Genomic DNA, 20,443 nt, shown 5'->3' on the forward strand with positions numbered 1-20,443 from the left:
ACAGTCGCGCCTGCCGAACGAGATCAACAGGAGACAAACATGAGCACGCCAGCCACTTCCAACATCCGCCATGAAGCGCTGCGCATTGCCGGCGAAAAGGTCTATCGCGATCGCGTGATCGAAGTGACCTATCCCTACACCGGCGAAGTCATCGCCACCGTGCCGAAGGCCAATATCGAAGACGTGCGCCGCGCGCTGCGCATCGCGCACCAATACCGCTCGACGCTGACCCGCTACGAGCGCTATCGCATCCTGATGCGTGCCGGCGAGATCATCGCAAAGCGCAAGGAAGAGATCGCGACGCTGATTACGCTCGAATCAGGACTGTCGCTCAAGGACACGCTTTACGAAGTCGGCCGCGCTTCCGACGTGCTGCTGTTCGCCGCTAACCAGGCGCTCGTGGACGACGGCCAGGTCTTCTCATGCGATCTCACGCCCCACGGCAAGAGCCGCAAGGTCTATACGCTCAAGGAGCCGCTGCTGGGCGCCATCTCGGCTATCACGCCGTTCAATCACCCGCTCAATCAGGTGATCCACAAGGTGGCGCCGGCCGTGGCGACCAACAACCGCATGGTGCTCAAGCCGAGCGAGAAGACGCCGCTGGCCGCGTTCGCGCTGGCCGACATCCTCTATGAGGCCGGCTTGCCCCCGCAGATGCTGTCGGTGGTCACCGGCGATCCGCGCGAGATTGCCGACGAGCTGCTGACCAGCCAGTACGTGGATCTGGTGACCTTTACCGGCGGCGTGTCGATCGGCAAGTACATCGCGGCCAAGGCGGCCTACAAACGCCAGGTGCTGGAACTGGGCGGCAACGATCCGATCATCGTAATGGAAGACGCCGACCTGGAGGAAGCCGCCACGCTGGCAGCGGGCGGCTCGTACAAGAACTCCGGCCAGCGCTGCACGGCGGTGAAGCGGATGCTGGTGCAGGAGTCCGTGGCCGACCGCTTTGTCGAGTTGCTGGTGGCCAAGACGCAGGAAGTGAAGTACGGCGACCCGCTGGACCCGGCAACCGATATGGGCACGGTGATCGACGAGGCCGCGGCCATCCAGTTCGAGTCCGTCGTGAATGCCGCCATCGCCGGCGGCGCGCGCCTGCTGGCTGGCCACACGCGCGACGGCGCACTTTACGCGCCGACCGTGCTCGATCACGTGGACCCGGAAATGGCCGTGGTCAGGCACGAGACCTTTGGCCCGGTTTCGCCGGTGATCCGCTTCAAGGATATCGACGACGCCATCCGGATTTCCAACGGCACGGCCTACGGGCTGTCGTCGTCGGTCTGCACCAACCGTCTCGACTACATCACGCGCTTTATCCGCGAATTGCAGGTGGGCACAGTCAATGTCCGCGAAGTCCCGGGCTACCGGCTCGAGATGACGCCGTTTGGCGGCATCAAGGACTCGGGGCTGGGCTACAAGGAAGGCGTGCTCGAAGCAATGAAGAGCTTCTGCAATACCAAGACCTACTCGCTGCCCTGGTAAGACAGCAGCGCCACCGTACCGGATTTGCATACCATTCAAACAGGAGACAGCAATGAGGATCGGAGTACCGAAGGAAATCAAGAATCATGAGTATCGCGTCGGCCTGACGCCATCGTCTGTGCGCGAGATGACGGCACACGGCCACCACGTGCTCGTACAGACGACGGCTGGCGCCGGCATCGGCGCAAGCGATGCCGATTACCGCAAGGCCGGCGCCACCATCGTCGACACGGCGCAGGAGATCTTCGCCAAGGCGGAAATGATCGTGAAGGTCAAGGAGCCGCAGGCCAACGAGCGCGCCATGCTGCGCGAGGGGCAGATTCTCTATACCTACCTGCACCTGGCGCCGGATCCGGACCAGTGCGCTGACCTCGTCCGCAGCGGCGCGGTGTGCATCGCCTACGAGACCGTCACCCAGGCGGGCGGCGGGCTGCCGCTGCTGGCGCCCATGTCTGAGGTCGCGGGCCGCATGTCGGTGCAGGCCGGAGCGCACTGCCTGGAGAAGGCGCGCGGCGGCATGGGCGTGCTGCTGGGCGGCGTGGCGGGCGTGGAGCCGGCCAAGATCGTGATCCTCGGTGGCGGCGTGGTGGGCAGCAACGCGGCGCAGATCGCCGTGGGCACCGGCGCCCACGTAGTGGTGATCGACCGCAATATCGACGTGCTGCGCCGCATGGACCGTCTGCTCGGCGCCCGTGTGACGACGGTCTACTCCAACCAGGACAACGTCGAACGCCACGTGCTGTCGGCCGATCTCGTCATCGGCGGCGTGCTGATTCCTGGCGCGGCCGCGCCCAAGCTGGTCACGGCCGGCATGGTGGACGCGATGAAGCCGGGGTCGGTCATCGTGGATGTGGCGATCGACCAGGGCGGCTGCTGCGAGACGGCAAAGGCGACGACACATGCGGAACCGACCTATCTGGTCGGCCAGGTGCTGCACTACTGCGTCGCGAATATGCCCGGCGCGGTGCCGCGTACCTCGACCTACGCACTCAACAACGCCACGCTGCCATTCGCGCTGCAGATCGCGGACAAAGGCTGGAAGGCGGCATTGGCGGACAACCCGCATCTTGCCAACGGCCTGAACGTGGCGTTCGGCATGGTGACATGCAAGGAGGTCGCGCACGATCTTGGCTATGAATGCCACGATGCTGCGAAACTGCTGGCGCATTGAGTGGGTGGCGAACGAATCGGTCCCTGTGAGGAGATCGCGTCCCGCCATGTCCGGCGGGACGGTTCGCCACGCGCGCATTAGCGCGCGAACTGGCTCAGCACCGTGTTCACCGCGTCCAGTCCCGCTTCGATCATGTGCTGCATGTAGCTGCCCATCTGCGGCATCACCAGCGCCAGCACGAGCAGACCGCCCGACAGCGTGACCGGGAAGCCGACCGCGAAAATCGACAGCTGCGGCGACGCGCGGTTCAGAATGCCCATGGCAAGGTTCAGCGTCAGCAGCGCGGCAATCATCGGTAGCGCGAGCAGCAGCCCCGACGAGAACACCATGCCGCCTGCACGCGCTACCGCGTGCCAGCCTTCGCCCGACACCGGCGTGGCGCCGATAGGCAATCCATGGAAGCTGTCGACGAGCGCGCCAAGCATCAGCAGGTGGCCATCCATGGCCAGGAACAGCAGCACAGCGATGATATTGAGGAAGCGCGCCAGCACCATGGTCTGGCCGCCGGCGGCGCGGTCGAAGAACGAGGCGAAGCCCAGACCCATCTGCATGCCGATGATTTCGCCGGCCTGCTGCACGATCGCAAATACCAGCCGCATGGTGAAGCCGGTAGCCAGTCCGATGCCAACTTCGTTGAGGATGATGATCAGGCCTTCCCACGAGTAGACCGGCACCACGGGCAGGTTGCCGAGCGTGGGCGAAACCACCATCGCGGTGATGGCGGCTAGCCCAACCTTGACGCGGCCAGGGATGGTGGATTCACCGAACAGCGGCGCCGTGCCGATCAGCGCGAGCAGCCGGAAGAACGGCCACAGGAAGGTCGCGATCCAGCCATAGAGCTGCGCGTTGGTGACTTCGATCACGGCAGGATGCGGATTGCGACGAGGACAGCGTCAGTGCGCCATCGCAGGAATGCTCTGGAGGACTTCACGCATGTAGTCCACCATGGTGTTGATCATCCACGGGCCGGCCAGCACCAGCGTGGCGAACAGCGCGACCAGCTTCGGAATGAAGGTCAGCGTCATTTCGTTGATCTGGGTGGCGGCCTGGAACAGGCTCACCACCAGACCGGCGGCAAGCGCCACCAGCAGCGGCGGCGCCGCCAGCATCAACGTCATCTTCATCGCGTGGGTCGCGATGGTCATTACGGTTTCCGGAGTCATGGCCAGGTTCAGTCGGGGCGGGTCAATTCATGAAGCTCTGCGCGAGCGAGCCCAGCAGCAGCTGCCAGCCATCCACGAGCACGAACAGCATCAGCTTGAACGGCAGCGAGATCGTGGCGGGCGGCACCATCATCATGCCCATCGCCATCAGCACGCTGGCGACGACGAGGTCGATGATCAGGAACGGAATAAAGATGGTGAAGCCGATCTGGAATGCGGTCTTGAGTTCGCTCGTGACGAACGCGGGAACCAGGATGCTCATCGGCACCTCTTCGGGGCCCTGCATTTCAGGCGCCTTTGCCATCTGCGCGAACATGGCGAGATCCTTCTCGCGGGTCTGCTTGAGCATGAAACCCTTGAGCGGCTCGGCTGCCTTGGCCATCGCGGTCTCGAGGCTGATCCTGTTTTCGGACAGCGGCTTGTACGCGTCGTTGTAGACCCGGTCGAGCACGGGGCTCATCACGAAGAATGTCAGGAACAGCGACAAGCCCACCAGCACCTGGTTCGGCGGCGACGATGCCGTGCCGAGCGCGTTGCGCAGCAGGCCCAGCACGATGACGATGCGGGTGAAGCCGGTCATCATCAGCACGGCCGCCGGCAGGAAGCTTAGCGAAGTCAGCAGGACCAGCGTCTGGATCGACAGCGACCAGATCTGGCCGCCCCCCGGGCCGGGTTTGCTGGTCACGCCGGGCAGTGCCTGTGCCAGCACGGGTGCCGGCGCGAGCGCCAGTGCCAGCACGGCCACCAGTAGCGCGCTGCCGATGGCCAGCGCACGGAATTGCGTCTTGCGCCGCGGTGTGGCGGCGCGCTCGGTGTTCATGACTTGAAGTTTTCCTGCATCGAGCGCAGCAGCTTTTCGGCAAAGCTGCCGCCGGAAGTCTTGCCGCCGGGGCCGGACGGCGCCGATGGCGTCGCCTGTCCTGCCGGCATGCTGTGCAAGGTGCGGATTTCACCAGCGCTCACGCCGAGCACCAGCCAGGTGTCGCCCACCTCGACCAGCACCAGCCGCTGGCGTGCGCCAAGCATGGTGCTGCCGATCACCTTCATCATGCCTTGCGGGCCGTGGCGCACCAGGCCCGCGCGGCGCGCCACCCAGGCCAGGCCCAGGATCAGCGCAATGACGCCAAACAGCCCGAGCCCGGCCTGGGCCAGGCTGCCCGCGCCGCTGATGGCGGGCCCGTTGCCTTCGGCGGCATGCGCCAGGCACGGCGCCGCCACCGCCGCGAGCGGCAGGGCGGCGCGCCGCAGGCGGCCGACGGCGTTCATTTGTTGAGCTTGCGGATGCGTTCGGACGGCGTGATGATGTCCGTCAGGCGAATGCCAAACTTGTCGTTCACCACCACCACCTCACCCTGCGCAATCAGGTAGCCGTTGACCAGCACGTCCATCGGCTCGCCGGCCAGGCCGTCCAGTTCCACCACGGATCCCTGCGCAAGCTGTAGCAGGTTCTTGATGGGCACCTTGGTGCGGCCAAGCTCGACCGTGAGCTGTACCGGGATATCGAGGATCATCTCGATATCGTTCTGGAAGCCGCTCGGTGCTTCCTTGGCCAGCGGCGGGAAAACGGTGGCGGCGGCCGGGATGGCGGCCGCTACCGGGGCTTCGGCCGCAGTGGCGCTGGTCTGTTCCGCCAGCGCGCTGGCCCAGTCGTCCATCGGATCGACCGGCTTGTCCTCGATGCCGTCAGTCATGATCGGTTTCCTTGTTGGAATCGCTGTCTTGGTGATTGATCATTCGCTCTACCCGCAGCGCGTACTGGCCATTGATCGTGCCGAATCCGCATTGCATGACGGGCACGCCGTTCACCTTGCCGAACACGTGCTCCGGCAGCTCGATCGGCAGCACGTCGCCGGCGCGCAGCGCCAGGACTTCCGCGACGGTGCTTTGCACGTGCGTGAACTCGGCCACGACTTCCACATCGGCCGCGCGCAACTGCGTGGACAGTTTCGCGAGCCAGCTCTTGTCGACCTCCTTCTCGTCCTGCAGCGGATTCATCAGCAGGTCCTTGAGCGGCTCGATCATGGCGTAGGGCAGGCAGACATGCAGCTGTCCGCCCACGGCGCCGAGTTCGATGTGGAAGGCGGTGGTGATCACGGCCTCATTGACCGTGGCGACGTTTGCAAACTTGGTGTGCATCTCCGAGCGGACGTATTCGGTCTCGATCGGATACACGGTGCGCCAGGCATTGCCGTAGCTGGTCAGCGTCATCTCCAGCATGCGCTGGATAATGCGCTGCTCGGTCTGGGTGAAGTCACGGCCTTCCACGCGGGTGTGGAAGCGGCCGTCGCCTCCGAACAGGTTGTCGACCACCAGGAACACCAGGTTCGGGTCGTACACGAATAGTGCCGTGCCACGCAGCGGCTTCATGTGGACCAGGTTCAGGTTGGTCGGCATCGGCAGGTTGCGCGCGAAATCGCCGAACTTCTCGATGCGCACGCTCCCCACGGTAATGTCCGCGCCACGGCGGATGAAATTGAACAGTGCAGTACGCAGCGAACGCGCAAAGCGCTCGTTGATGATCTCGAGCGTGTGCAGGCGCCCGCGGATCACGCGTTCCTGCGTAGCGAGGTTGTACGGGCGCACGCCGCCCTCGTCGGGCGCGGCGGGCTCGCTCGCCTTGGGCGTGTCCGCTTCGCCGGAAACGCCCTTGAGCAGCTCGTCTACCTCGTCCTGCGAGAGGAACTTGTCATAGGCCATCTGGTGTCCTGCCCCTTATGCTGCGGTGTGAATCGAACTGTCCATATCCGCGTCAGCGCGCACGGCGGCCCGCAAGCATGCGGGTGCGGTGGTGGCGTTGCTGGCAGGCGGATGGCAGTTTCATATCGGGTTGGCTGTCGGGGCAGGGCAAGTGCTTACTGCACCACGAAGGAGGTGAACAACACGTCGAGCACGCGCTGCGGCGGCAGTCCTGTCGCGAACGGCTGATTGATCGCGTTGCGGATGTCATCGGCCAGCTTGCGCTTGCCTTCCACCGTGGCGAGATCCGCCGGTTGCCGGGCTGACAGCAGCAGCAGGATGCGGCTGCGGGCTTCGGGCAGGTACTGCGTCATGCGTGCCTGCGTGTCGGCGTCCGCCACTTTGAGCGACAGGCCGGTATGCAGGAAGCGATCGCCGTCCTCGCCCTTGAGGTTCACGGTGAAGGCGTCCAGCGGCACGAAGATGGGCGGCGGGATCACGGGCGCGGCCGGTGCGGCGGGTACCGCCGGCTGCCGGTTGCTCAGGATGCTGCCCAGCACGAATCCTCCGGCGCCCAGAGCCAGGATCAGCACGCCGCCGCCAATCAGCAGCATGCGGCCTCGCTTGCTTGAGGTGCCGCCAATCTGGGAAGGAGAAGCCGTGTTCGCCATGAGAAGCCTGTATCGGAATGCCTGCCATTCTTGCGGAATCGCAGGCCAGCAAAGGGCCGAAAAAAAGGGAGAAACCCTTTCAGCTTGGCCGTTTGAGCGGAAAGGGAGCAGGCATGGCTGCGCCAGCAGGCGTGCGGTGCACGCCTGCTGCATGGTTAACGCGTATTGCTCGCGGAACTTGAGTTGCCGGTGCGCGTCCGGCCCGCCCCCGATCGGCGTGAGTTTCCGGCCGGTGCCAAATAACTGGCGCCACCATCAATCCCCACTACACTACTCGGGTAGTCGATCATGCTGATCGACAGATTTGATGGTTTGTAAGTGGTTGTTAAGAAAGAGATTTTTATTTTTCACTCTTATATAAGATATAAGACATTTGACCGAGGCGGCGCTTCCGACTACAATCGCGACGTCAACGGAATTTCTACAACCCAATTACTAAGCAGGTTCCCATGCTTGAAAACTATCGCGCCCATGTTGCCGAACGCGCCGCGCTTGGCATTCCTCCGCTGCCGCTGTCGGCAAAGCAGACCGCCGAGCTGGTCGACCTGCTGAAGAACCCGCCGGCCGGCGAAGAACAGGTCCTGGTCGACCTGATCACCAACCGCGTGCCTGCCGGTGTGGATGACGCCGCCAAGGTCAAGGCTGCCTTCCTGGCCGCCGTTGCCCAGGGCAAGGACAGCTGCAAGCTGATCTCGCGCGCCAAGGCGACCGAACTGCTGGGCACCATGCTCGGCGGCTACAACATCGCCCCGCTGATTTCGCTGCTGGCCGATGCCGAAGTCGGCACCGTCGCCGCTGATGCGCTCAAGAAGACCCTGCTGATGTTCGACGCCTTCCACGACGTCAAGGAACTCGCAGACAAGGGCAACGCCAACGCCAAGGCCGTGCTGCAGAGCTGGGCCGACGCCGAGTGGTTCACGAGCCGCCCGGAAGTGCCGCAGAGCCTGACCATCACCGTGTTCAAGGTGCCGGGCGAAACCAACACCGACGACCTGTCGCCGGCTCCGGACGCCACCACGCGCCCGGACATCCCGATGCACGCGCTGGCCATGCTGAAGAACAAGCGTGAAGGCGCGGCGTTCCAGCCCGAAGAAGACGGCAAGCGCGGCCCGATCAAGTTCATCCAGTCGCTGGCCGAGAAGGGCAATCTGGTTGCCTACGTCGGCGACGTGGTCGGTACCGGTTCGAGCCGCAAGTCGGCCACTAACTCGGTGCTGTGGTTCACCGGCGAAGACATCCCCTTCATCCCGAACAAGCGCTTTGGCGGCGTGTGCCTGGGCAGCAAGATCGCCCCGATCTTCTACAACACTATGGAAGACGCCGGCGCGCTGCCGATCGAGCTGGACGTGTCGAAGATGGAAATGGGCGACGTGGTGGAACTGCGCCCGTACGAAGGCAAGGCCCTGAAGAACGGTGAAGTGATCGCCGAGTTCAAGGTCAAGTCCGACGTGCTGTTCGACGAAGTCCGCGCCGGCGGCCGCATTCCGCTGATCGTCGGCCGTGGCCTGACCGCCAAGGCCCGCGAAGCGTTGGGCCTGGCCCCGTCGACGCTGTTCCGCCTGCCGCAGAACCCGGCCGACACTGGCAAGGGCTTCACGCTGGCCCAGAAGATGGTCGGCCGCGCCTGCGGCCTGCCGGAAGGCAAGGGCATCCGTCCGGGCACGTACTGCGAACCGAAGATGACCTCGGTGGGCTCGCAAGACACCACCGGCCCGATGACCCGCGACGAGCTGAAGGACCTGGCCTGCCTGGGCTTCTCGGCCGACCTGGTGATGCAGTCGTTCTGCCACACTGCGGCGTATCCGAAGCCGGTCGACGTCAAGACCCACCACACGCTGCCCGAATTCATTTCGACCCGCGGCGGTATCTCGCTGCGTCCGGGCGACGGCGTGATCCACTCGTGGCTGAACCGCATGCTGCTGCCCGACACCGTCGGCACGGGCGGCGACTCGCACACCCGCTTCCCGATCGGCATCAGCTTCCCGGCCGGTTCGGGCCTGGTCGCCTTTGCCGCTGCCACCGGCGTGATGCCGCTGGACATGCCGGAATCGGTGCTGGTCCGCTTCAAGGGCAAGATGCAGCCTGGCGTGACCCTGCGTGACCTGGTCAACGCGATCCCGCTGTACGCAATCAAGCAAGGCCTGCTGACCGTGGCCAAGCAAGGCAAGACGAACATCTTCTCGGGCCGCATCCTCGAAATCGAAGGCCTGCCTGACCTGAAGGTCGAGCAAGCGTTCGAACTGTCAGATGCTTCCGCCGAGCGTTCGGCCGCCGGTTGCTCGGTGCACCTGAACAAGGAACCGATCATCGAATACATCAACAGCAACATCACGCTGCTGAAGTGGATGATCGCCCAGGGCTACCAGGACCCGCGCAGCCTGCAGCGCCGCATCGAAGCCATGCAAGCATGGCTGGCCAAGCCGGAACTGCTGGCTCCGGATGCCGACGCCGAATACGCTGCCGTGATCGAGATCGACCTGGCCGACATCCATGAGCCAATCGTGGCTTGCCCGAACGATCCGGACGACGTGAAGACGCTGTCGGACGTGGCTGGCGCCAAGATTGACGAAGTGTTCATCGGTTCGTGCATGACCAACATCGGCCACTTCCGTGCCGCTTCGAAGCTGCTGGAAGGCAAGCGCGACATCCCGGTCAAGCTGTGGGTGGCCCCGCCGACCAAGATGGACCAGAAGCAGCTGACCGAAGAAGGCCACTACGGCGTGTTCGGCACGGCCGGTGCGCGTACCGAAATGCCGGGCTGCTCGCTGTGCATGGGTAACCAGGCACAGGTGCGCGAGGGCGCGACGGTGATGTCGACCTCGACCCGCAACTTCCCGAACCGTCTGGGCAAGAACACCAACGTGTACCTGGGTTCGGCCGAACTGGCCGCGATCTGCTCGCGTCTGGGCAAGATCCCTTCGAAGGAAGAGTACATGGCCGATATTGGCGTCATTAACCAGAATGGCGACAAGATCTACAAGTACATGAACTTCGACCAGATCGAGGACTTCAAGGAAGTCGCTGATGGCGTGAACCTGTAAGGTTCTCCGCGGCACCCCGACGCCACCACCACCAATGGCGCCCCCTGTTTTCGGGGGCGCCATTGGCGACAACGGATGCATAGTCGGGTGTGAGAATTTTGCCTTGGGCAACCCTTGTGGTTGCCCTTTGTTTTTTATTCAGCCGAAGATCTGCTCTCGTCGGACAGTCTCCTAGCGTGCCGGTGCCGAAGGGCTGCGCGTGTCGCGCTCGGACCGCGGTGCCGGGTACTGGTCATCGCTGCTTGGGATTGGCTGACGAGGCGGAGGCGGCGTCGCAGTGGTATCTCGCGGAACGCCTTCGCAGCCGCCGAGAGCGAGCGCCACCCCAAGGAGAATCGCGGGTCCAACCATCGCGGCGCCCAGGACGTGACAAGCGCGAAACACCTGGCGGCGGGACTGGGACATGGCAAGGCTCCTCCTGTTCGTTCTGTCGAAAGTTTAGGCGAACCGTCCTGTCTTCGCCTTACTCTTGCAGCGGGCTACCCTCATAGGCCGGTACTGGCGTACCATCATCGACGGACTCGTCGTTTGAGAACCTTCGCTTTCCGACGATGCCGCAAGTTAGCGCATGACGCATGACGTTAGCAAAGGCTCTTCCTATGCAAGTTCGGCTGGCCTTAAGAAGAACGCCGCTCATTGCCGCGCTGATCTACTGCGTGATTCTGGTGTGGATGTATGTGCGCCAGGATCACTTCATCTATTTCCCGGTGACGGCCGACGAGTCACTGTGGCGGGAAAAGGCGGTAGAAGCCAAAGCCCGGATCATTCCAGGCTTGAATGCGATCGTGGTGGAGCCTCCGGTCGTTGATGCATCGACGAAAACAGCGCTCTTCTTTCACGGAAACGACGGCAATGCCTTCGAGCGGCTCAGCCTGGCCAAGGTCTTCAACACCAGAGGGTACCGGCTTGTTCTGGCCGAGTATCCCGGCTTTGGCCCCAATCGGGGAAAGCCTTCGCAGGCCACCATTGTTCCCTCTGCGATGGCTTTGATGCGCGAGATTTCCCAGCGCTGGCCCGGCCGCGTGACACTTGTGGGCGAGTCTTTGGGAAGTGGCGTGGCGGCGCAAGTTGCAGCGGCCATGCCAGAGCGTGTTGACAGGCTGGTGCTGATTACGCCGTTCTCCAGCCTGCGAGAGACAGCGGCTCGGAAAATGTGGTTTATCCCGGTCCGCCTGCTATTGAAGTCTCCGTTCGATTCCAGCGTGGCGCTTGCGAACTATCACGGGCTTTCCGCCGTTCTGGTAGCCGGTCAGGACGAGTTGGTGGGCCCTCAGGCGGGACTGGCACTTCAAAAACAACTCGCCAGCCGGGGATCATCCACGCTACTCGTGTTGCCCACGGCGACACACAATACCTGGATATCCGGCATGACAGACGCGCATTGGGACCAGCTGCTCATGGCTCGTACTGCGATAAGTTCCGCTCCCCTGATGCCTCTCCAGGCGACCGGCCGCTAGCGGTTCTTCAACTGCAAGGGGAAGCTCAGGCGATCAAGCCAAGCGAGCAGCTCCGCCGCCCGAAAAGACTGGAGTTTCCCGCAAAGCGCCAGGAGCAGATCTGATTGCGACGTCCCGAGCATGGCGGCGGCGTCCGACAGCGTCAGTCCGGCACACCGAATCCGATCGGTGATGTCCTTCACGATTCCCGCCTTGAGGGGGATTTCTTCGGCGTCCTCGAAGCCAAGCTGTACATAAACATTGCTCGGTCCATACTCGAAGCGGAACATCGGGGCTACCTCTTTATCCTTTGCTGACCACGCCTTGCTGCGCCTGCACGATGGTGGTTGAGGGCGCGATTATTAGGGTAAGGCACGGTCAGGACAATCTCGGGGAAACACCGAGGGGTTGCGAGGCTGTCCGATCTCTGCGCGTCATCATGGTGACACACGGGACAAGCGAGGATCCTTTGAGCGCCGACTCACTCCGTTGGTCCTGTCTGGTCGTCTCCTGTCAGAGCTTTTCATGTTCGGTTTGATTTCGCCCGCTTCCGTGCCAGCGCATTGGCGACGTGGTAGCCGGACGTACCGCCAAGCCCCGGCCCCGGATGGGTAGAGGCGCCGATGTGGTGCAAATGTTTAACCGGCGTTGCATGATTCCTGGCGCCCCGAAGCGGCCGCCAGACCATGAACTGATCAATGCTGCATTCGCCGGAATAAGGATCGCCGCCGACGAGATTGATGTTCATCGCTTCGAGGTCCGCGGGCGACAGGACAGTCCGACCGACGATGCTTGCCTTCAGGTTGGGCACCTGACGCGCAATGCGGTCGATGATCCGGTCGGCGTAGCGCTCTCTGATTTCCGGTGTCCAGCGGCCGTCCGCCGGGGCGTCGATTTCTCCCAAGGCATCGCCTTTGATCGTGCGCGGGCACTCGGGGACCTGGATCCAGAGCACCCAGCCGCCAGCCGGGCTCCGGGACGGGTCAACTGCGCAAGGCTGCGCCACACAGATCGTGCCTTCGGCCGGAAGCAGTCCGCGCTCCGCTTCGCTGACTGCCCTGGAGACGCCGTCCAGACCCGAGGTAAGGTGCAGGTAGATGACGTTCCGCAAATGCGCGTGGGGCCAGTCCGGCGGGGCTGACAACGACAGGTGGATCTGCATATTGCCCTTGCCATACCGATATTCCGCCGCTTGCTGCCGCAGGGCTGGTGGAACATGCGCGGGGGCCAGCAGCTTGCCGTAGAGCTGCCCGGGCGTGACGTTGCAGATGATCTCCTTGCCCATGAATACGCGATCGTCCCGCGTCCGTACGCCGCGCGCCGAGCCGTTTTCGACCAGGACGTCCTCGACGTCGGCATTGACGTGGAAAGCACCGCCGTGGCTTTCCACGATTTGGCGGAATGCCTCCACAGTGCGGGCATTTCCACCCTGGACGATCGGAAGTCCCACCGCCTCCAGGCTGAACGCGACCACTTTACCCATCAGCGCGGACATGGCGCTCTCCGGACCAAGGCCGGTATGCAATACCCAGGGCGCCAGCAGCGCCCGGACCAGGTCGGACCGGATGCGGGTCTCCAGCCAGCTCCGGCAACTCATCAGTGCAGGGGAAAAGAAGGCGACCGTGTCATGCACACCCTGCTTCCAGAGGCGGCCGGCCACCGTCTTTGCTACATCGGCACTCCACAGTTCGTTGCCGAGCAGCGAGAACACGAGGCCGGCATTCTGCTCGACCTCCTGCATGGCGGCCAGATAGGCATCGCCGTCGCCGCTTGCCAGGGCATTGAAGGCGCTGACATTGCGCTCGCGGGACGTAGCCAGAATCAGCGAGCGATTGTCGGGCAGCAATACGCCTGTGGGCGTGTCGTTATTGGCATAGCTGAGTCCCGCCTGATGGAGATCGTCCTTCAGCTCCGCATAGCCGGGCGACGTGACGAACAGCGGGTGTGCCGTGGACAACGTATCGTGCAGGTAGCCCGGTGCGTGCAGGGCCTCGGTGCGAATGCATCCGCCCAGCGTGCTGTTGCGTTCGAGCACGCAGACGCGCTTGCCGCGCCGCGCCAGGACGGCAGCGCAGACAAGCGAATTGATACCACTGCCGACAATCACGGCGTCATAGGTTGACATGGATGATCCCGGGGGCAAGGATAAGAAGGGGCAGGGCAATGCGTCTGGTGGCTGCATTGGCCTGCAGTCGGCCTGCGCGCACGGCCGCGCGTGGCATTCAGGCCGCTGCGACCTGTTCGCTGCGGATGCGTTCTGCAAGGTCGGTGAGCGAGTTGGCGGCGCGGGTATAGCTGCCCTGATAGAAGAGCAGGGATTCGCGGTCCGATGTGTCGAAATGATGGACCTCGCCAATGAATATGATGTGGTCGCCGCCGTCGTACTGCTGTGCGTTGCGGCACTGGAAGACCGCTGCGCAGCCTGGCAGAACAGGGGCTCCCCCGATACCGTCGGTGCACGAGATTCCAGCGAACTTGCCGTCCGTACCGCGCGCAAAGCGGTTCGAGACGTCTTCCTGATCGGACGCCAGGACGTGGATCACGAAACTGCCGGACTTGCGGAATGCCTCGAGGCTGTATGACTTTTTTGCGAGGCTCCACAGCACCAGGCGCGGCTCCAGGGATACCGAGCTGAAACTGTTGACAGTCACGCCCCACGGTTCGCCATCGGCGGTACGGGTTGTGACGATGGCTACGCCAGTGGCGAAGCGGCCGAGGGCATTCCGAAACCCGCGAGCATCGGTCATGGTTGTCTCCTGTGGCCTGCTGCCGCCATGAGGGCGCAAGCAGGCGACTTGTTCTGGTGGGGCGGTGATGTATTCAGGCGGCCCGGGACTGGGACGCTTGTGCGATCCAGGCGTCGGTGGCGTCTTCGTCGAACCAGTAGCTGCCGTAGTCGCGCGGATCGTTGAAGCCGTTGGCTATGCGCTGGGCGACGCGCGGCGCGTGCTGCGCGGTGGCCAGCAGCCTGACGATGTGGTCCGGCGGCGGGAACAGCAATGAGTTGGTCCAACGGATCACAGGCTCTGCGTAGCTCTCGTAAAGGCCGTCGAAGGTGGATTGCATCCAGGCCTTGTCGAAGGGTTTGTCAGTGTTGCGCAGGATGGCGTCGAAATAGTGCAGGGCGCCCTTGGTCGCGTTATTGGAGCCTTGCCCCGTGATCGGATCATTGACCATGACGGCGTCGCCGAGGCCCATCACAATCCGGCCGGAGGGCAGCGTAAGGGTGGGATTACGCACGGTCGGCGTGACACGCCCGCTCAGGATGCCATTCGCATCGGTGAGCTGGACATTGGCGCACCGTTCGATTTCCCAGGGAAGGTAGTCGCGCAGGATACCCAGGCAAACGTCCAGATGCTGGTCGGCAGATTTGACATCCGCCCAGCGGTCCATGGGACCGCCCGGAATGGCTTCGAAGACCATGATGTCACAGGCCTGCGTTTCGCTGCTGCCCTTGGTGGTGAGGGCTGGGAACACGAAATACTCGCCAACGCCGGGAATCAGGTTGAAATTGACGCATTCGAACGGGCCGCTGCGCTCCATCCCCGTCACGTATGCGAGTGCCAGTTGGCGTTGCGGTTGGCGAACGGGAGAGCGCGCATCATTGCGGGTCAGCAGGTTGACGATCTCGCCCTTGCCGCCGGCCAGCAGGACCAGATCATGGCTTTCGCTCAATGCTTCGAGCTGGGGAATTTCGACGTTCTCGATACGCAGATCTCCGCCGCGACGCTCGAACTCCGCCATCCATCCGGGCATCTTGACGCGCTGGTCCACCGACTGTGCATAGGCATTCAGGCGAGCACGCCAGTGGATGGCCATCTCGCCCTTGCCATCGGAAGTCGGGATCGTCAGCCCAATGCCGTTCACGCTGGGGCACTGCGATTCCCACTGGTTCATCCCGAAACTGCGCTCGATCTGGAGCGCCTGGTCGAATATGCACTGCGATGACATCACCTTGCCGCTCCAGACTTCTTCTGCGGTTCGGTTGGTCACCAGCGTGACCGCATAACCTTGATGGAGCAAGGCGCATCCGAGCAACAGGCCGGCCTGGCCTGCGCCGACGATGGCAATCTTGCGCGGCGTGATCTTGGCAAAGGAATGGGTTGTCATGTGTGTCTCCAGTGGGGGCTTGTCTTTGTCTGACGCTTGGGCACGATCCGGACGCCCTCGCGGCGATTCATCTGGCGCTGCTACGCCATGAGGCGTTGGATGGCGGCATGCCGGCCTTCCGGTCCCAACGCGCCATAGCCGCCATCACACGCGTAGTCGGTACCGGTGACGAACGCGGCTGCGTCGGACAGCAGGAACAGGACAACCTGCGCAACTTCTTCGGGCTTGCCGAGGCGTCCGAGCGGATGGAAGTCGGCGGCGACACTGTCGGCCTTTGCCTTGTCGCCGCCGCTGAGAGCGCTGATGACCGAGGACCACGTCCATCCCGGCGAAACCGAGTTCACGCGAATATTGTCCGGGGCCAAGTCAAGCGCCGCGCTGCGGGTGAACTGCTGCATCGCGGCCTTGCTGATCGGATACAGCCAACGCCCAGACTGCGCCACGCCGGCCGAGATCGAGGCAAAGTTCACGACCGCTCCGCCGCCGCGCTTCTTCATCTCCGGCACGCAGGCCTTGAGCATCATTGCCGCGCCGACGACATTGACGTTGTAGGAATCCAGCCACTGCTCCCGGGTGGAATCGGCGCCATTGTCCACATACGTGCAGGCACAGTTGATAAGCAGGTCGATGCCGTGAAATGCCTCGACGGTCCGGGTGATACAGGTCGCGATGTCCGCATCGCTGGTGACGTCCACCGCGGCAAATCGGCAACGCGACGGATGACGCTGCGCAATCTGATTGCCACCTGCCTGGTCGATGTCAACGACAACAACGTTCGCGCCTGCCGAAATCAGGGCCGAAACCACCGCCTCGCCAATCATCGTTGCACCGCCGGTCACGATGGCCGTCTTGCCTTCCATGCCTTGCATGTCTGTCTCCGCTTGTTTTCTGGCTTGTACGTCGCCATGTGGAAGGTAGTTTGGTTTAGCGATGACGAGGTTGCTATCCGGAATCCGCTGGCCTGATATCCGGATTGCGCGCCTTTGCCGACAGCAGGGATGTCGGGCGGAAAGGTGTGGGCGGGGAGGTGGGCGGGATGCAGGCAGACAGGCAGAAAGAAGAGGGCCACCTGGCAGACAGCTCGCCCGCCGGTGCTAGTGTGCGGCGTGCGCTGCCCTATTGTCGTATCAACGACGCAGACCGATGCCTCTCAACGCCGCGTATCGCCGGAAGGGCGTTCCGTCGCCTCGCCACGCAAAGTCGCCGAGGGAGAAACGCCGAAGCGCTGCTTGTAATAGGCCGCAAAGCGGCCCAGATGCGTAAAGCCAAACCGATATGCGATATCCGTGATGGAGGCGTGCTCGGCTCCCGCTGCGGCGATCAGTGCTTGTCGCACCCCGTCCAGCCTGACGTCGCGCAGATATCCAACCGGCGTGGTATTGAGATGACGTCGGAAGCCTTCCTCCAGTGCCCGGACACTGACGCACGCGATCTGCGCCAGATCTGCCACCGTCAGGGGCGTTTCCGCATTCGCGTGGACGTAGTCGATGACCCGCTGCATATGACGCGGCCTGGCCGGTTCGGCGCTGCGCGCGAGGAGATAGGTGTAGGTGTGCGGCTGAAGCAGCAGCAGTGTCCGCAAGAGATAGTCTTCCATCGAAGCCACCGCTGCGGGAAACGCGAGCCAGTGCGTGCCGTGCTGATCGATATTCCGTGCGAGGTCGAGCACAGCCTGCGTCCAGGGGCTGGCAAGACCTGCGTGCTGGGGCAGCGACGGATCGAAGGCGAGCGAGCCCACGGGGTCGCGCCCTGTCAACAAGGCGAAGCGGTGCTCCATTGCCGCCTTCTCTATCCAGAGCAACACTTGCGCGCAGTCCTGGTGCCAGTGCATTCGCGTGGGGGTGTCCGGGCTGAGCAAACTGGCTGTCCTGACGTCAGACACCAGGCTTTGCGCGCCACACTGGATGTCTGCATGGCCTGCGACAGGAATCTGCGCCAGGTAAAAGTTGCCCAGCCGGCCCGGGTCGATGTCTACGTCCGCACCGTACGACAGGAAATTGATAGCGGTGTCATGCAGCTTTACCAGGTTGTGCTGGACGCGCAGATGCTGCGTCGCACCAACGACGCGAAGCACGTGCGGGCAAAACACCGCCGCAACCTTGCCCTGCGTTTCCTCGACATCCTTGGAGCGAAACAAGGGATAGTGGGCGAGCAGATCCGGAAACGCGTCTTGTTCGATGCTTTGACGGGGCGGCATTGCGTCGGAATGTTCGAGGGCTGTCTGTATCGTTGGAGCCTGCGAGGATGATCGCCGCATTCCGGGCTTAGGACAATCATAATTTAAGACTAAATAATTCCAAAATCATATTTGTGGCCGGGCTGACGGAGGGAATGGGATCACGGGAAAGATACGACATCAGCCCCCGATCGTGCGCGGACAAGTCTGCGGTGTGACGGCACGGCTAGCCGCCAGCGCCGGCAGCCTCTTCTACACGGTGCCTGCCCTGCAACCAAAGCACCTTGTGCGCCATGGCAACCAGCCGGTCCCAGGGGCTTGAACGGCGCATCGGTACACTTGGCGACCGGATCGGCGCCGGCGCCGTGTATGCCTGGGCGTGCGCTTGCGTCACAGGCTCCGCCAGGACGGCGTACCGACTGTACTCGGCCAGCAACGCTTCCCGTTCGACTTCTTGCACCCCACCGCCCCAGCCCGGCAGTGCAACCAGGAAGCGCCCATACCCACGACGCTCCAGCAATACGCAAGGCCTTCCCTTTCGCAGCAGCAGGATCGCGGGCAGTACGCTGTCCGCGATGTCGTCGAGCCCCATTTCAACCAGCTCGGTTGACCAGCCGGCATTTGCCGCTGCCGAGCCAAGGAACTCCAATGTGAGGCGGTGCCCTTCGCGTGACAGTGCCTTCACCAGGGCGGCTGGCGAAACCGGGCACTGCCATGTCCGGTTAATGATCAACAAGCAGCCCAGAAACGGATCATCCGCGCCCGACGGATATTTCGCCGGATTTCGCACCGGCGTTCCAGCCATGCCTGACTCCGGCGCCTTGCATAAGGTTGCCTCCGCAGGCTCCCACGGCTCGCAGTCGCAGTCGCTCTGATTCATGTTTCCCCCCGGTTTTAGTGGCGTCGTTGTTTCAGGCAAGCGTATGCCACGAGGCACTCTGTTCCCATCATTCAGACAGGGGAATGCAGGTTGATTCGACTTTGAAACAGGTGCGGAAATCAGTTGCTCCAGCCGCAGCGAGGACGGTGAAAACAGCCGGGAGCCGACCTGGGGCCGAGTAGGTGCTGTACCGTCCTCCTTGTCAGGCGGTGCGGGTTCGTGTGCCAGCGAATTGAGGCCGTTTTGACCCTGTGACGTCCGAATTGGCGAGGGTGCGTGGCACATAAGATGGGGCCGCACACCATCGGGCCTTGTTTGCCGCCGGCCCTCTCCAACCATGAACCGGCCCGCCAACGCGCGCGCGAAAGCGGGAATGCAATGAAAATCGCCGTCACCTCCATTCAGCGCGACCGCAATCCCTGGATTGTCGAATGGCTGGCCTTCCATATGCTGGTGGGCTTCAACCAGTTCTACATCTACAGCCACAAGTGCCGCGACGGTATGTCCGATACGCTGCTGAAGCTGACCCAGCGGTATCCCATCCAGGTCTACGGGCTCGAATCGGATGACAAGCCGCAGCTCGCGGCCTACCACCATGCCTGGAATACGCACGGCCAGGACGTCGACTGGATGGCGTTTATCGACGGCGATGAATTCCTCTTTCCGACGGCACAATCCAGCATGGCCGAAGCGCTGGCGCCGTATGCCGGCAAGCCGCTGTCGGCACTGGCGGTGTACTGGATGTGCTATGGCAGCAGCGGCCATATCGAAGAGCCCGCGGGCCTGATCATGGAGAACTACACGCGCCACAGCGCCCGTTCGTTCCAGGACAACCGCCATATCAAGTCCATCGTGCGGGGCGGGCAGCAGATCGAGATTGCGAGTTCGCACCTGTTCCGGACGTCGCACGGGACGTATGACGAGCAGATGCGCCTGATCACGGACCCGATCATCCGCGACAACCCCGATGCGCAACCGTCCTGGGACAAGTTCCGCATCAACCATTACAGCGTGCAGAGCTACTCGTTCTTCAAGCAGACCAAGCAGAACATGGGCGCGGCGGACTTCAATGCTGCGTACGTCCGGCCGGACGAGTGGTTCCACAAGTACGACCGCAACGAGTGTGATGACGGGGTGTCGTATAACTTCCTGGTCCGGCTCAAGCTGAAGGTGAGGGAACTCGAGGCCGCCATCGAAGAAGTCTCCCTGCAGCAAGCCGCCTGACAGGCGCTGGCACTCGCAGCAAAGAAGAAGGCCCCGCAAATGCGGGGCCTCCTTGCATATTGGCGGTGTCGCGCCTGCAACGCCGCGGTTCGGGCTCAGACCTTCACGTCAACGTTCTGGCCAAGATGGGGCGGGTTGCTGGCCACCGGTGCCGCGGCAGCGGCCGTCTGCACCAGGCTGGCCACGCTCTGGGCCTGCAGGTCCAGCGTCTTGCGCAGCATCAGCAGCGATACCGGGTCCGAGCCCGGATCGGCGGCATTGAGCGCGCTGACAATGGATGTGCTCATGTTTTCAGTTCCTGAAAAAGGTTTAGGGATAAGGGGCGTCCCTGGCATCGCGGCCGGGATGCCCGCATCCTGGTTTTCGTCCGGAATCCTTTCCACCTTGAGCACCATCTCGCATCGCGGGATTTC

The 20,443-nt window shown here is 63.1% G+C and carries 20 protein-coding genes; 5 read left to right on the forward strand and 15 right to left on the reverse strand.

The window, feature by feature from the left end:
• Window positions 1-39: 39 nt before the first annotated feature.
• Both phnY and ald read left to right on the forward strand, forming a co-directional pair.
• Window positions 40-1,482 carry a phosphonoacetaldehyde dehydrogenase gene (gene phnY / locus ACIGJG_RS17825; protein WP_011301982.1) on the forward strand — a complete coding sequence of 481 codons (1,443 nt, stop codon included), beginning with the start codon at window positions 40-42 and terminating at the stop codon, window positions 1,480-1,482.
• Window positions 1,483-1,534: 52 nt separating this feature from the next.
• Window positions 1,535-2,653, forward strand: a complete 1,119-nt coding sequence (ald, locus tag ACIGJG_RS17830) for an alanine dehydrogenase (protein ID WP_483673691.1) — start codon at window positions 1,535-1,537, stop codon at window positions 2,651-2,653.
• A 77-nt stretch (window positions 2,654-2,730) separates the two neighbouring features.
• Here the strand turns inward: ald and fliR are convergent, their stop codons facing one another.
• The 7 genes from fliR to fliL form a co-directional block, all read right to left on the reverse strand.
• A complete protein-coding gene (gene fliR / locus ACIGJG_RS17835; protein ID WP_483673693.1) occupies window positions 2,731-3,516 on the reverse strand; it encodes a flagellar biosynthetic protein FliR in 786 nt (261 codons plus the stop codon).
• A gap of 30 nt (window positions 3,517-3,546) precedes the next feature.
• Window positions 3,547-3,816 (reverse strand): flagellar biosynthesis protein FliQ, encoded by a 270-nt coding sequence (fliQ, locus tag ACIGJG_RS17840; RefSeq protein ID WP_011301985.1) that lies wholly within the window; start codon window positions 3,814-3,816, stop codon window positions 3,547-3,549.
• 22 nt (window positions 3,817-3,838) lie between these two features.
• On the reverse strand, window positions 3,839-4,636 hold the full coding sequence (fliP, locus tag ACIGJG_RS17845; RefSeq protein ID WP_011301986.1) for a flagellar type III secretion system pore protein FliP: 798 nt from the start codon (window positions 4,634-4,636) through the stop codon (window positions 3,839-3,841).
• Window positions 4,633-5,082, reverse strand: a complete 450-nt coding sequence (gene fliO, locus ACIGJG_RS17850) for a flagellar biosynthetic protein FliO (protein ID WP_011301987.1) — start codon at window positions 5,080-5,082, stop codon at window positions 4,633-4,635. Before fliO ends, fliP begins: the two co-directional genes overlap by 4 nt.
• Window positions 5,079-5,507: a flagellar motor switch protein FliN gene (gene fliN, locus ACIGJG_RS17855; RefSeq protein WP_011301988.1), complete on the reverse strand. Its 429-nt coding sequence runs from the start codon at window positions 5,505-5,507 to the stop codon at window positions 5,079-5,081. Before fliN ends, fliO begins: the two co-directional genes overlap by 4 nt.
• Window positions 5,500-6,513 carry a flagellar motor switch protein FliM gene (gene fliM, locus ACIGJG_RS17860; RefSeq protein WP_011301989.1) on the reverse strand — a complete coding sequence of 338 codons (1,014 nt, stop codon included), beginning with the start codon at window positions 6,511-6,513 and terminating at the stop codon, window positions 5,500-5,502. Before fliM ends, fliN begins: the two co-directional genes overlap by 8 nt.
• 155 nt (window positions 6,514-6,668) lie before the next feature.
• Entirely contained in the window at window positions 6,669-7,163 is a 495-nt protein-coding gene (fliL, locus tag ACIGJG_RS17865) for a flagellar basal body-associated protein FliL (protein WP_041680375.1), read from the reverse strand.
• A 449-nt stretch (window positions 7,164-7,612) separates the two neighbouring features.
• On the opposite strand from fliL, the gene acnB reads away from it, so the two are divergent.
• Together acnB and ACIGJG_RS17875 are read left to right on the forward strand one after the other, a co-directional pair.
• Window positions 7,613-10,204, forward strand: a complete 2,592-nt coding sequence (acnB, locus tag ACIGJG_RS17870; RefSeq protein ID WP_140948798.1) for a bifunctional aconitate hydratase 2/2-methylisocitrate dehydratase — start codon at window positions 7,613-7,615, stop codon at window positions 10,202-10,204.
• Window positions 10,205-10,803: 599 nt separating this feature from the next.
• Window positions 10,804-11,661 carry an alpha/beta hydrolase gene (locus ACIGJG_RS17875; protein ID WP_049796480.1) on the forward strand — a complete coding sequence of 286 codons (858 nt, stop codon included), beginning with the start codon at window positions 10,804-10,806 and terminating at the stop codon, window positions 11,659-11,661.
• On the opposite strand, the gene ACIGJG_RS17880 is transcribed toward ACIGJG_RS17875, so the two are convergent.
• The 7 genes from ACIGJG_RS17880 to ACIGJG_RS17910 form a co-directional block, all read right to left on the reverse strand.
• Complete coding sequence (locus ACIGJG_RS17880) at window positions 11,658-11,930, reverse strand: XRE family transcriptional regulator (RefSeq protein ID WP_011299591.1); 273 nt, start codon at window positions 11,928-11,930, stop codon at window positions 11,658-11,660. The genes ACIGJG_RS17875 and ACIGJG_RS17880 overlap by 4 nt on opposite strands.
• Before the next feature lie 233 nt (window positions 11,931-12,163).
• Entirely contained in the window at window positions 12,164-13,765 is a 1,602-nt protein-coding gene (locus ACIGJG_RS17885; protein ID WP_220630522.1) for a phytoene desaturase family protein, read from the reverse strand.
• A 97-nt stretch (window positions 13,766-13,862) separates the two neighbouring features.
• Window positions 13,863-14,387 carry a flavin reductase family protein gene (locus ACIGJG_RS17890; RefSeq protein ID WP_011299593.1) on the reverse strand — a complete coding sequence of 175 codons (525 nt, stop codon included), beginning with the start codon at window positions 14,385-14,387 and terminating at the stop codon, window positions 13,863-13,865.
• 73 nt (window positions 14,388-14,460) lie between these two features.
• Window positions 14,461-15,750 carry a styrene monooxygenase/indole monooxygenase family protein gene (locus tag ACIGJG_RS17895; protein WP_140948794.1) on the reverse strand — a complete coding sequence of 430 codons (1,290 nt, stop codon included), beginning with the start codon at window positions 15,748-15,750 and terminating at the stop codon, window positions 14,461-14,463.
• An 80-nt stretch (window positions 15,751-15,830) separates the two neighbouring features.
• Entirely contained in the window at window positions 15,831-16,619 is a 789-nt protein-coding gene (locus ACIGJG_RS17900) for an SDR family oxidoreductase (protein WP_011299595.1), read from the reverse strand.
• Window positions 16,620-16,900: 281 nt separating this feature from the next.
• Window positions 16,901-18,007 (reverse strand): AraC family transcriptional regulator, encoded by a 1,107-nt coding sequence (locus ACIGJG_RS17905; protein ID WP_011299596.1) that lies wholly within the window; start codon window positions 18,005-18,007, stop codon window positions 16,901-16,903.
• Between the two features lie 145 nt (window positions 18,008-18,152).
• Window positions 18,153-18,731, reverse strand: a complete 579-nt coding sequence (locus tag ACIGJG_RS17910) for a cysteine peptidase family C39 domain-containing protein (protein ID WP_483673696.1) — start codon at window positions 18,729-18,731, stop codon at window positions 18,153-18,155.
• 453 nt (window positions 18,732-19,184) lie between these two features.
• Here ACIGJG_RS17910 and ACIGJG_RS17915 point away from each other — a divergent pair, with 453 nt between their 5' ends.
• Window positions 19,185-20,030, forward strand: a complete 846-nt coding sequence (locus ACIGJG_RS17915; RefSeq protein WP_483673698.1) for a glycosyltransferase family 92 protein — start codon at window positions 19,185-19,187, stop codon at window positions 20,028-20,030.
• A 95-nt stretch (window positions 20,031-20,125) separates the two neighbouring features.
• Here ACIGJG_RS17915 and ACIGJG_RS17920 read toward each other — a convergent pair whose 3' ends face one another.
• Window positions 20,126-20,317 (reverse strand): YjfB family protein, encoded by a 192-nt coding sequence (locus ACIGJG_RS17920; RefSeq protein ID WP_011299599.1) that lies wholly within the window; start codon window positions 20,315-20,317, stop codon window positions 20,126-20,128.
• Window positions 20,318-20,443 lie beyond the last annotated feature (126 nt).

It is taken from the genome of Cupriavidus sp. C1SS-2L, from assembly GCF_057073735.1.